The sequence below is a fragment of the Aquibium carbonis genome (assembly GCF_003970795.1).
In the GTDB taxonomy this organism is placed as follows: Bacteria; Pseudomonadota; Alphaproteobacteria; order Rhizobiales; family Rhizobiaceae; genus Aquibium; species Aquibium carbonis.
This window is the reverse complement of record NZ_RWKW01000088.1, coordinates 25040-36759: the sequence shown is the minus strand read 5'-3', so window position 1 is coordinate 36759 and position 11720 is coordinate 25040. Positions and strand designations below refer to the sequence as shown.

Below are 11720 nucleotides of genomic sequence, written 5' to 3'. Positions count from 1 at the left end.
CGCGGCGGCGCCGGCCTCCGTGCTGCATGTCACCGCCGCCGATGGCAGCCGCGCGCCGCTGGACGCCGGCCGCCTCGCCACCGTCATCGGCGAGGCCTGCGCCGGTCTCGACGGAGTCTCCGCCGACGCGGTGTTCGCGGAAGCGCGGCGAAACCTCTACGACGGCATCTCGCTCGACGAACTGGCGCAGGCGCAGATCCTGGCCGCTCGGACGCTGGTCGAAACCGAGCCCAACTATTCCAAGGTCAGCGCCCGCCTTCTCCTGGACAAGCTGCGGCGCGAGGCACTGAGCTTCGTCGCCGACCGGCCGGACCAGGCCACGCAGGCCGAGATGGCGCAGCGCTACGGCGACTATTTTCGCGCCTATGTGCGCACGGGCATCGAAAACGAGCGGCTCGACCCGGAGCTCGCCCGCTTCGACCTTGGCCGCATCGCCGCGGCCATCGAGCCCGATCGCGACCTCGAGTTCGATTATCTCGGCTTCCAGACGCTCTACGACCGCTACTTCCTGCATGTGCGCGGCAACCGGTTCGAGCTGCCGCAGGCCTTCTTCATGCGCGTGGCCATGGGCCTGGCGCTGCGCGAGATCGACCGCGAGGCGCGCGCCATCGAGTTCTACAATCTGCTGTCGTCCTTCGACTTCATGACGTCGACGCCGACACTCTTCAACTCGGGCACGCTGCGCCCGCAGCTTTCGTCCTGCTTCCTGACGACGGTGGCCGACGATCTCGACGGCATCTTCAAGGCGGTGAAGGACAATGCGCTGCTGGCGAAGTTTTCGGGCGGCCTCGGCAACGACTGGACCCCGGTGCGTGGCCTTGGCGCCCACATCAAGGGCACCAACGGCGCGAGCCAGGGCATCGTGCCCTTCCTCAAGGTTGCCAACGACACCGCCATCGCGGTCAACCAGGGCGGCAAGCGCAAGGGCGCGGTCTGCGCCTATCTCGAGACCTGGCACGTCGACATCGAGGAATTCCTCGACCTGCGCAAGAACACCGGCGACGACCGCCGTCGCACCCATGACATGAACACGGCGAACTGGATTCCCGACCTGTTCATGCAGCGCGTCGAGGCGGGCGCCCAGTGGACGCTGTTTTCCCCCGACGAGGTGCCCGACCTGCACGACCTCTACGGCAAGCCGTTCAAGGCCGCCTATGAAGCCTACGAGGCGAAGGCCGAGCGCGGCGAGATCAAGGTCTTCAAGCGCGTGGCGGCCGTCGACCTGTGGCGGCGCATGCTCACCATGCTGTTCGAGACCGGCCATCCCTGGATCACCTTCAAGGACCCGTGCAACCTGCGCTCGCCGCAGCAGCATGTCGGCGTGGTGCATTCCTCCAACCTGTGCACCGAGATCACCCTGAATACGAATGCCGACGAGGTCGCGGTCTGCAACCTCGGCTCGGTCAACCTCGCCGCCCACGTCACCGCCGAAGGGCTCGACCGGGCGCGGCTGGCGCGCACGGTGAAGACCGCCATGCGCATGCTCGACAACGTCGTCGACATCAACTTCTACACCATCCCCGAGGCGCGCCGTTCCAACCTGCGCCACCGCCCGGTGGGCCTGGGTCTGATGGGCTTCCAGGATGCGCTGCAGACGCTGCGCCTGCCGGCCGCCTCGGAGGGCGCGGTCGCCTTCGCCGACACCTCGATGGAGGCGATCAGCTTCCATGCCATCGCGGCGTCCGTCGATCTCGCCGCCGAACGCGGTCGCTATCCGAGCTTCGACGGTTCGCTCTGGTCGAAGGGCATCCTGCCCATCGATTCGCTCGACCTCCTCGACGAAGCCCGCGACGGCGACATCGAGCTCGACCGGTCCTCGACGCTGGATTGGGCGAGCCTGCGCCAGCGCGTGATGACCGTCGGCATGCGCAACTCCAACTGCATGGCGATCGCGCCCACGGCCACGATCTCCAACATCGTTGGCGTCTCGCAGTCGATCGAGCCCGCCTACAGCCAGCTCTACGTCAAGGCGAACATGTCGGGCGACTTCACGGTGGTCAGCGCCGATCTCGTGCGCGACCTGAAGGCGCGCGGCCTCTGGGACGAGGTGATGGTGTCGGACCTGAAATATTTCGACGGCAAGGTCAGCCAGATCGACCGCGTGCCCGACGATCTCAAGGCGCTCTACGCCACCTCCTTCGAGATCGAGCCGCACTGGCTCATCCGCGCAGCCGCGCGCCGGCAGAAGTGGATCGACCAGGCCCAGTCGCTCAACCTCTACATGGCGCAGCCCTCCGGCCGGAAGCTCGACGAGGCGTATCGGCTCGCCTGGCGGCTGGGGCTGAAGACCACCTATTACCTGCGCGCGATGTCGGCGACCCATGTCGAGAAATCGACGCTCAAGGGCACCGACGGCAAGCTCAACGCCGTGTCGGCCAAGGTCGCGGCGCCGCCCGGCGTCCACGCGCCGGTCCGGCCAACGCCCGAACCGGCCGCGATCGACGCCTCGGCGGCCTGGGGCAAGGCCTGCGCCATCGACGATCCCGACTGCGAGGCCTGCCAGTAACCCTGGCGGCAACCGCCTGCCGCCTTGTCCCGCCGCCGTGCGGGCGGCGTCTCCCCCCGGGGAGACGCGATCGCGGCACCGACGACGCCGCTCCTTCCGCCAGGCCCCGAGCGCGGCTGGACGGAGCCGGCGGCGGCCTCTTCGATTTCAAGGAACGAGAAAAATGCTCGACTGGTCAGAACCCGCGTCCACGCCCCTCCCCGCCGCCGACACCGGCCCCGTCCCCCTCGCCGACGCCACGGGCCTCGGTGACATCGACCGCACGGGCGGCCGTGTTTCCGTCGACGAGAAGCGGATGATCAACTGCCGCGCCGACGTGAACCAGCTCCTGCCGCTCAAGTACAAATGGGCGTGGGACAAATACCTCGCCGGCTGCAACAACCACTGGATGCCGACGGAGGTCTCGATGCAGGCCGACATCGCGCTGTGGAAATCGAAGGACGGGCTGACGGAGGACGAGCGGCGCGCCATCAAGCGCAATCTCGGCTTCTTCGCCGCCTCCGAATCGCTGGTCGCCAACAACATCGTGCTGGCGATCTACCGCCACCTGACCAATCCCGAATGCCGGCAGTATCTGCTGCGCCAGGCCTTCGAGGAAGCGGTGCACACCCACACCTTCCAGTACATCGTCGAGAGCCTCGGCCTCGACGAGGGCGAGTTGTTCAACATGTATCGCGAGGTGCCGTCGATCACAGACAAGGCGGCCTGGGCGCTGAAGCACACGCAGAGCCTGGACGATCCGGACTTCCTCACCGGCACGCAGGAGGCCGACCAGCAGTTCCTGCGCGATCTGGTCGCATTCTACGTCGTCTTCGAGGGCATGTGGTTCTACACCGGCTTCGCGCAGATCCTGTCGCTGGGCCGGCGCAACAAGATGGTCGGCATCGCAGAGCAGTACCAGTACATCCTGCGCGACGAATCGATTCACCTGAATTTCGGCATCGACGTAATCAACCAGATCCGGATCGAGAACCCGCATCTGTGGACGAAGGCGTTCGAGGACGAGGTGCGCGGCATGCTGAGGGACGCCGCCGAGCTCGAGGCGGCCTATGGGCGGGACACCATGCCGCGCGGCTTCCTGGGGCTCAACGCGGCGCTGTGCGAGCAGTACATGCGCTTCATCGCCAACCGCCGCTGTGCCCAGCTCGGCCTGACGCCGGTGTTTGCCGAGACGGAAAACCCCTTCCCCTGGATGAGCGAGGCGATGGACCTGAAGAAGGAGAAGAACTTCTTCGAGACCCGCGTCATCGAATACCAGAACGGCGGTGCGCTGGCCTGGGACTGAGACAGGCCGCCGTCAGGGACAGGGCGGGCAGTTGTCGGTGTCGAGGAGCACCGGCTCGCCGCGGTCGAGCCGCGCCAGCACGTCCTCGCGCAATTCCAGGTGGTCGGGCAGGAACAGCTTGAAATAGGCGACGCTCGCCCGGTGCGCCTCCTCCACGGCCTCGTCGTTGATCTCGCCGTCGCGCACGTAGGAAATGCCGAGCACGGCATCGACGACCTCGATGAAGGTCAAAAGCTTGGTCTCGACGTCGCGGATGAACGGCAGATGGAAGGCGCTGTTCAGCCGCCGGAAAAGCAGCTGCGCGGCGCTGGTGTTCTGGGCGATCTCGGCCCGCCACGTTTCCATGCCGCCGAATCGCCCCAGGAACAGCTTCATGGCCTGCGGTGTTTCGCGGAAGAAGCGGATGGCCTCGCGCAGTTCCTCCGCCAGAAACTCCTGCCAGCTGCGCAGGGCCTCCGGCGGCACCGGGCGATGCTTCTGCTGCGAGCGGATCTCCGACACGTAGCGCTGCACGAGCGCCATGAAGGCGGCCTCTTTCGTGGGAAAGAAGTGGTAGACGGACGCATGCGGCACGCCGGCATGCTCGGCGATCTGGTAGAGACCGATGTCCTCGAGGTCGTGGTCGACAAGCAACGCCTCGAGGCTGTCGAGCAACCCCTCGTAGCGCATGATGCCGCGACCGCGCGACGGGACCCTCGGATTGGCTCGCGTCTGGCGTTTAGTCACCTTGCTTCCCGTCTGGTTCTCGGTCCCCACGTCTTCTCCTCTCCATGCCCGGTACCGACCTACATAACGCATAGGAAGCCATTTGTTCACAATCTTCAAAACGATGGACGATTTTCTTGGCGTTCCCTTCCGTCCCCGCCCCTGACGCTGGCCGGAGACCGGCGACGGGCATGCGCAGCGCTTACGCCATCGCCGCCGCGGCCTTCTCCGCGCGCGAGAGAGCCGGCCAGGCTCCCGCGCGGCCGTCTTCACCGGACGCGTTTCCGACTGACGCGTTTTTGTCATGAACAGGCTTGCATGCCGCGGATCGACCCGCTATGTACCCGCCACGTTCGCGGTCCCGACCGGCCACGAACGCCGTGGGTGATTAGCTCAGTTGGTAGAGCAGCTGACTCTTAATCAGCGGGTCGTAGGTTCGATCCCTACATCACCCACCAAAAACGCCCCGAAATTCCGCCATCCTGAGATAACCGTGCCGCGTGGATCAGTTCATCCGCAGAAACCAGCCACGTCCTCTGCCGCTTCTACACGGCTTTAGTTCAACGACCGTTTGCGCTCGACAGATTCCGTCGTCTGTGCTTCCTTCCACAACCTGGGCATCTCAGGGAGATGGACAGTGAATGAGCTTTTCTTCTGGATCCTGTGGCCCGTCGTGCTGGGCATGACCGCAGTCGGCGCCATCGTGCTCAGCAGTCGGCTCTTTCCGCCCCGAAAAGCGACCGCCGACGCGGACCCTGCAAAGGACGTCGCCGAGCGGACGGCGAATACGATCGGGCACGGCGTGATCGATCTGATGATGAAGGACCGCCAGATGGTCCAGAGCCACGGCATCGAGCGGGATGTGATTCTGGCCGCGAAGATCGACGATCTGGGCCAGAGCCTCGTTCATCTTGCCCAGAAGTTCGAGACGATGGTCGGTGCGCTCGCTGGCTCGATCGCGGCCCTCAACCAGCGCATTGGCTCGTATTCGACACAGGCCCCCGCGTCTCGATCGGCAACGGGCGGCGGGCCGGGCCTTGGACGAACCGCCAATCCTGAAGGCGTTTCATCCAATCCTGAAGGCGTTTCATCCAATCCGTCCAGGCGGTCGGAAGAGATCGCCTGAGGCAAGCCCCGGCGAACGCGTCTCCCGTCTCCTTCGGCGCCCAGCCGCCCTCACCCGCCCTTCCGCGCCAGCACGAAGTCGTGCTCCACGGCCCAGAACCAGCCTTCGAAGCCGAGTTCCTGTGCCCTCGCCGGATCGTCGACCCGGACGAATTCGGCAAGCAGGCTCTCCTTGACGCCGAACACCGCGTCCGTGCCGATATAAGGGTCGTGCGGGTCGAAGATGTGGGTGGTCAGCGTCTCGAAGCCGGCGGCCTTGATGATGTAGTGCAGGTGCGCCGGCCGGAAGGGGTGGCGGCCGAGCCGGCCGAGCAGCTTGCCCACCGTGCCGTCGTCGGGAATCGGATAGAATTTGGGCTTCACCGCGCGGAACCGGTAGCGGCCGTCGGCGCCGGTGCGGAACACGCCGCGCAGGTTGAAGTCGGGCTGGATGCCCTTCTGCTGCACGTCGTAGAAGCCCTCGTCATTGGCCTGCCAGACGTCGAGGACGGCATCGGCCACCGGCTGCCCCTCGGTGTCGAGGATGCGGCCCGACACCACCATGTCCTCGCCCTTGGCGTCGAGGCAGATGTTGGCGCCCATCGGCAGTTCCGGCGCGTTGTCGACGTGGAAGGGGCCGAGCACCGTGCTCTCCGACGCGCCGGACGGCTTGCGGTTGTTGATCGCGTCGACCAGCATCGACACGCCGAGCACGTCGGAGAGCAGGATGAACTCCTGCCGCCACTCGTTGCACAGCTGGCCGGTCTTCGTCAGGAACTGGATCGCTTCCATCCACTCGTCCTGCGTCGGCTCGATCTCCTTCACCGCCTCGTGCAGCTTGCGGGTGATCACCTCCATGGCGAATTTCAGCCGCTCGTCCTTGGCGTTGGCATTGCGGCCGGTGACCACCTCGACCGAGTTCGCCTCCGTGAAATAGCCCTTCTCGTGCTCGTGCATCACGGCCTCCTCAGCGCGCCAGGATCTGCGTCAGGACGCGGCGAAGCTCGGCCGCCGGGTCGGCCACCATCGCCTCGCTGCGCCAGGCCACGTGCTGGTCGGGCCGGGTCAGCACCACGCCGCCGTCGCGCACCTCGCGGGCGCGGGCCCAGTCGCCGGTGAAGTCCTGCCAGCGCTGGCGCGGCCCGATCACGTGCGTCGCGATGTCGATGCCGAGCTCGGCGCCCACCGTCCTGGCCGCCTCCACCCAGCCCTGGCCGCCGATGCCGGTCAGGACCGTGAACCGCCCCTTGCCCGCGAGATCGAGCGACGAGACCTTTTCGCCCGCGTCATCGTAGAGCCAGACATGCGGCAGCCGGGCGCCGGGCCAGGTGGTCGGCTGGTAGTGCAGCTCGCGGTCCTTCTCGAAGGGCGGCTCCGGCTGGCCGTCGGTCACGATCGCATCGGAGGCGTAGCGCTGGTTCATCTCGACGCCATGCGCGTCGAACTCGTAGACCTTGAAGGCGATCGCCTGGCGGATCGCCTCGCGCTGCGCCTCGGCCTCGGCGGTGTCGTCGCAGCGCGCATCCATGTTCTGCTGCATCTTCACCGGGTCGATGGAATCGAGCAGGCCGAGCGCCTTGAAGATCGGCCCGAACTCCTCGATCGACTGGTTGGCGCGGGTGACGATCTGCTTCGCGATGGGCGCGCGCTCGACGCTGTAGCTGTCGAGCAGCCCCGGACCGGCCTGCCCCTTCACCACCATGGCGAGCTTCCAGGCGAGGTTGAACCCGTCCTGGATCGACGTGTTGGAGCCGAGCCCGTTCGACGGCGGATGCCGGTGCACGGCATCGCCCATGCAGAACACGCGGCCGTTCTGCAGATGCGTGGCGTACATGTTGTTGACGGTCCAGGTGTTGGCCGAGAGCAGCTCGATCTCGAGCTCAGGATCGCCGACGAGGTCGCGCGCGACCTTGGTGGCCATCGCCGCGTCCACCTCCGGCGCCGGCTCGTTGATGTCGTAGCCCCACACGATCAGCCACTCGTTCCAGGGCCGCACCATGCGCACCAGGCCCATGCCGATGCCGCCGACGTTGGAACCCGGCTGCATCACCCAGTAGAGCACCGACGGGCGATGCGCGACGTACTTCGACAGGTCGGCGCGAAACAGGATGTTCATCGAGCCGGCGACGCCCATCTTGCCCTCGAAGGGCAGGCCGGCATGCTCGGCCACCAGCGAATTGCCGCCGTCGGCGCCGACGAGATACTTCGAGCGGATGGTGAACTCGCGGTTGGTCAGCCGGTCGAGGCAGGTCGTGGTGACGCCGTCGGGATCCTGCTCGTGGCGCAGGTACTGCGTCGACATGCGTGCCTGGGTGCCGCGCGAGCAGGCGGTCTTGAACAGGATCGGCTCCATGAAGGTCTGCGGCAGGTCGTTCATGTGCGAGGGCGACGACAGCTGGTGCTCGGCGCGCGACAGCGGGTGCTTGCCCCAGCTCTTCATGCGGCCGATCTCCTCGCCGGCGAGCGAGGTGCAGAAGATGTTCTCGCCCATCAGGTCCTGGTGGGTGCCGTGCAGATAGGCCTCCTTCTCCACCTCCGGACCGAGGTCGCGCAGCACCTCCATGGCGCGCTGGTTGGTGATGTGGGCGCGCGGCGTGTTGGCGAGCCAGCGATAGCGGTTCACCGCCATGTTCTCGATCCCGTAGGTCGACAGCAGCGCGGCCGTCGCCGAACCCGCCGGGCCGGTGCCGATGATGAGTACGTCGGTGGAAATGTCAGCCATGCGGCCCTCCCCTTGTGCCTTGATGATCGGTGGATGGTCCGCCCTTCAGGATGCGGCGGACGGGAAAGAACTGGATGCCGGTGCGGTCGGAAAACAGGCCCCAGAGGCCGCGCGGCGCAAACAGCATGATGGCGATGCCGATCAGCCCCAGCACCAGAAGATACCAGGAGCCGTAGTCGGCGAGCGTCTTTTGCAGGAGGAAGAAGACGATGACGCCGATGATCGGCCCTTCCAGCGTGCCGATGCCGCCGATCACGACGATGAAGATCACATAGGCGGTCCAGTCGACGACGGAAAAGGCGGCGTCGGGCGAGATGCGCGCCTTCTGCACGTAGATCAGCGCGCCGGCCATGCCGGTGACGAAGGCGACCGACACGTAGACCGCCCACTTGATGCGCCGCGCGTCGACGCCGACCGAGCGGGCCGCCTCCTGGTTGTCGCGCACCGCCGACAGGCCGAGGCCCTGGCGGGTGCGCAGCAGCCAGTAGATGAAGCCGATCGTGGCGCAGCACAGGATGAGCGCCAGCCAGTAGGTCAGGATGTCGGCCGCCTGCGCCGAGCGCACCGAAAAAGCCTCGGCGATCCACTGCACGGCGGCCATGTCGCGGATCGCGGCATTGGGCAGCGACGTGCCGGTGCCGCCGCCGAGCGCCCGCCATTGCGCCAGCACCAGCCGCACCACCTCCGCCACCACCCAGGTGCCGATGGCGAAATACGCCCCTTGCAGCCGGAACACGAAGAAGCCGGTGGCGACCGACAGCATCGCCGCCGCCACGCCGGCGATCAGGACGGCGAGGATCGGATCGAGCCCGCCGAGGCTGACGCAGGCGAACATGGCATAGGCGCCGAAGCCGACGAAGGCCTGCTGCCCGACCGAAACCAGCCCGGCATAGCCGGCAAGCAGGTTCCAGTTCTGCGCCAGCACCAGCATGGTCAGGATCAGGAACAGGTCCTGCAGCAGGCTGCGCGACACGAAGAAGGGCGCGGCGAAGGCGATCGCGACCAGCAGGACCGCGAAGACGGAAAAGCCGGTCGCGGCGCGCGTCCGCGTCTCGACGCGCCAGGCGGAGGATGCGGGTGCGGACATCGCGGCCTCAGTCGTTTGCCCGCGGGAACAGCCCGCGCGGCCGGAACAGGAGCACCAGGAGGAAGGCGACGTGGCCCGAGAGGATCTGCCATTCGGGATTGATCGCCGCGCCCATCGTCTGCGCCACGCCGATGATCACGCCGCCGGCCAGCGTGCCCCAGAACGAGCCGAGCCCGCCGATGATCACCGCCTCGAAGGCATAGATCAGCCGCGCCGGCCCGATGGTGGGATCGAAGTTCGACCGCGTACCGAGATAGAGCGCCGCGATGGTGACGACGATCATGGCGATGCCGGTGGCCGTGGCGAACAGCCGCTTCGGATCGACGCCCATCAGCCCGGCGGTGACGGGATCGTCCGACGTCGCGCGGAAGGCGCGGCCAAGCGCCGTGCGGTAGAACAGCGCGTTCAGCGCGATGATCACGGCCACCGCCGACAGGAAGGTGAGCAGCGGCATCACGCCCACCGCGATCGGCCCGAGGCTGACCGAAGCCGCCTCCAGCCCACCCACCGAAATGCGGCGGCTGTCGGCCGAAAACCCTTCCAGCAGCGCGTTCTGGATGACGATCGACAGGCCGAAAGTGACGAGCAGCGGCGGCAGGATGTCGTCGCCGAGCGTGCGGTTGAGCACCACGAATTGCAGGCCCCAGCCGAGGCAAAACATCACCGGCAGCGCCACCAGCGCGGCCAGGAACGGGTTCAGTCCCAGCGCCGACACGATCACCAGGATCAGGAAGGCGCCGAGCACGATCAGGTCGCCATGCGCGAGGTTGACCAGCCGCATGACGCCGAAGACGAGGCTCAGGCCGGCGGCAAACAGCGCATAGAGCCCGCCCAGCAGAACGCCCTGGACGATGGTGTCGACCCATATCATGCGTGCACCCCGAAATAGGCGGCGTGGATGTCCTCGCGCGAAAGCTCCGCGGGGCGGCCGGTCAGCGTCACGCGACCCTCCATCATGCAGGACACGCGATCCGCCACCTTCAGCGCCTGGCCGATGTCCTGCTCGACGATGACGATCGAAGCACCCGCCGCGCGGATTTGCGGAAAGGCCGCATAGATGTCGCGGATGACGACGGGGGCGAGCCCGAGGCTGATCTCGTCGCAGAGCAGAACGCGCGGGTTCGACATCAGCGCCCGGCCGATCGCCACCATCTGCTGCTGCCCGCCCGAAAGCGCCGTGCCGGGGTTGTTGCGCCGCTCCTTCAGCACCGGGAACAGGTCATAGACCGTGTCCAGCCGCCACGGCCCCTCGACCTTGCGCCCATAGGCCCCCATCAGCAGGTTTTCCTCCACCGACAGCGAGGGAAACAGCTTGCGGCCTTCCGGCACCATGGCGATGCCGCGCGCCATCACCTGGGCGGCCGGCAGCGCGCCGATCGGCTGGCCGTCGAACAGCACCTCGCCGGGACCATTGGCCAGAACGCCGGCGATCGAGCGCATCAGCGTCGTCTTGCCGGCGCCGTTGGCCCCGATGATGGCGACCGTCTCGCCGGCATCGAGCCGCAGGTCGACGCCGAACAGCGCCTGGAAGTCGCCATAGCGCGCGGTCAGTCCCTTCGTCTCCAGCAGCGCGGTCATACGTCCAGCCCCAGATAGATCTCGCGGACCGCCTTCGAGGCCATGATGTCGTTGGGCCGGCCCATGCCGATCACCTTGCCGAAATCCAGCACCAGCAGCCGCTCGACCACCGAGTTGAGCGCGTGCAGAACGTGCTCGATCCAGATGATCGAAATGCCGGACGCGTGGATGTCACGAATGGTCCCGACCAGCGCGGCGCATTCGCCTTCGGTGAGGCCCCCGGCGATCTCGTCGAGCAGCAGCACCTTGGGATTGGTGGCGAGGGCGCGGGCGAGTTCCAGCCGCTTGCGCTCGAGCAGCGACAGTTGCCCGGCCGGCACGTTGGCGCGGCCGATCAGCCCGGTCTGGATGAGGATGTCGCCGCAGCGCGCAGCCACCTCGGCCTCGAGCTTTCGCGACCCGAAGGTGCCGGCCACCAGCAGGTTCTCGAACACCGTCAGCTTCACGAAGGGCTGCGGGATCTGGAAGGTGCGGCCGATGCCCATCAGGCAGCGTTGCATCGGCGGCGCGTTCGTGACGTCGGTGCCGTCGAAGACGATCCGGCCGCCATCCACCTGAAGGTTACCGGTGATCAGGTTGAACAGCGTCGATTTGCCGGCGCCGTTCGGCCCGATGATGCCGAGCGCCTCGCCCGGGGCGAGCGAGAACGTCACCGCGTCGGCGACCGTCAGGGCGCCGAACCGCTTGTTGACGGCCGATATGTCGAGCACGGGCTGCACGCCGCCGGGTCTCC

General features: G+C 66.9%; 10 protein-coding genes and 1 tRNA gene. 4 read left to right on the top strand and 7 right to left on the bottom strand.

Going from position 1 to position 11720, the window contains the following annotated elements:
* Window positions 1-2506 (top strand): ribonucleoside-diphosphate reductase subunit alpha (locus tag EJC49_RS20250; protein WP_126701751.1); only part of this gene is annotated, 2506 nt, incomplete at its 5' end.
* Window positions 2507-2669: 163 nt separating this feature from the next.
* A complete protein-coding gene (locus EJC49_RS20245) occupies window positions 2670-3791 on the top strand; it encodes a ribonucleotide-diphosphate reductase subunit beta (RefSeq protein ID WP_126701750.1) in 1122 nt (373 codons plus the stop codon).
* Window positions 3792-3803: 12 nt separating this feature from the next.
* On the opposite strand, the gene EJC49_RS20240 is transcribed toward EJC49_RS20245, so the two are convergent.
* Entirely contained in the window at window positions 3804-4517 is a 714-nt protein-coding gene (locus tag EJC49_RS20240) for a TetR/AcrR family transcriptional regulator (protein ID WP_170314803.1), read from the bottom strand.
* Between the two features lie 361 nt (window positions 4518-4878).
* Between EJC49_RS20240 and EJC49_RS20235 the strand changes: the two genes are divergently transcribed.
* Both EJC49_RS20235 and EJC49_RS20230 read left to right on the top strand, forming a co-directional pair.
* Window positions 4879-4954, top strand: a tRNA-Lys gene (locus EJC49_RS20235).
* A gap of 215 nt (window positions 4955-5169) precedes the next feature.
* A complete protein-coding gene (locus EJC49_RS20230) occupies window positions 5170-5622 on the top strand; it encodes a hypothetical protein (protein WP_126701748.1) in 453 nt (150 codons plus the stop codon).
* A gap of 50 nt (window positions 5623-5672) precedes the next feature.
* On the opposite strand, the gene EJC49_RS20225 is transcribed toward EJC49_RS20230, so the two are convergent.
* The 6 genes from EJC49_RS20225 to EJC49_RS20200 are packed head-to-tail and all read right to left on the bottom strand — an operon-like array spanning window position 5673 to window position 11697.
* Window positions 5673-6557 (bottom strand): intradiol ring-cleavage dioxygenase, encoded by an 885-nt coding sequence (locus EJC49_RS20225; RefSeq protein WP_126701747.1) that lies wholly within the window; start codon window positions 6555-6557, stop codon window positions 5673-5675.
* A gap of 10 nt (window positions 6558-6567) precedes the next feature.
* On the bottom strand, window positions 6568-8322 hold the full coding sequence (locus EJC49_RS20220; RefSeq protein WP_126701746.1) for an FAD-dependent oxidoreductase: 1755 nt from the start codon (window positions 8320-8322) through the stop codon (window positions 6568-6570).
* Complete coding sequence (locus EJC49_RS20215) at window positions 8315-9409, bottom strand: branched-chain amino acid ABC transporter permease (RefSeq protein WP_126701745.1); 1095 nt, start codon at window positions 9407-9409, stop codon at window positions 8315-8317. Before EJC49_RS20215 ends, EJC49_RS20220 begins: the two co-directional genes overlap by 8 nt.
* 7 nt (window positions 9410-9416) lie before the next feature.
* Complete coding sequence (locus EJC49_RS20210) at window positions 9417-10280, bottom strand: branched-chain amino acid ABC transporter permease (RefSeq protein WP_126701744.1); 864 nt, start codon at window positions 10278-10280, stop codon at window positions 9417-9419.
* Window positions 10277-10987 (bottom strand): ABC transporter ATP-binding protein, encoded by a 711-nt coding sequence (locus EJC49_RS20205; protein WP_126701743.1) that lies wholly within the window; start codon window positions 10985-10987, stop codon window positions 10277-10279. The genes EJC49_RS20210 and EJC49_RS20205 overlap by 4 nt, the downstream gene beginning before the upstream one ends.
* Complete coding sequence (locus tag EJC49_RS20200; RefSeq protein ID WP_425358836.1) at window positions 10984-11697, bottom strand: ABC transporter ATP-binding protein; 714 nt, start codon at window positions 11695-11697, stop codon at window positions 10984-10986. The genes EJC49_RS20205 and EJC49_RS20200 overlap by 4 nt, the downstream gene beginning before the upstream one ends.
* Between the last annotated feature and the right edge of the window lie 23 nt (window positions 11698-11720).

Bases quoted from the DNA above. Each gene is read 5' to 3' on its own strand.
- EJC49_RS20225 (WP_126701747.1), bottom strand. From the start codon at position 6,557: ATGCACGAGCACGAGAAGGGCTATTTCACGGAGGCGAACTCGGTCGAG.
- EJC49_RS20210 (WP_126701744.1), bottom strand. From the start codon at position 10,280: ATGATATGGGTCGACACCATCGTCCAGGGCGTTCTGCTGGGCGGGCTC.
- EJC49_RS20245 (WP_126701750.1), top strand. From the start codon at position 2,670: ATGCTCGACTGGTCAGAACCCGCGTCCACGCCCCTCCCCGCCGCCGAC.
- EJC49_RS20215 (WP_126701745.1), bottom strand. From the start codon at position 9,409: ATGTCCGCACCCGCATCCTCCGCCTGGCGCGTCGAGACGCGGACGCGC.
- EJC49_RS20220 (WP_126701746.1), bottom strand. From the start codon at position 8,322: ATGGCTGACATTTCCACCGACGTACTCATCATCGGCACCGGCCCGGCG.
- EJC49_RS20205 (WP_126701743.1), bottom strand. From the start codon at position 10,987: ATGACCGCGCTGCTGGAGACGAAGGGACTGACCGCGCGCTATGGCGAC.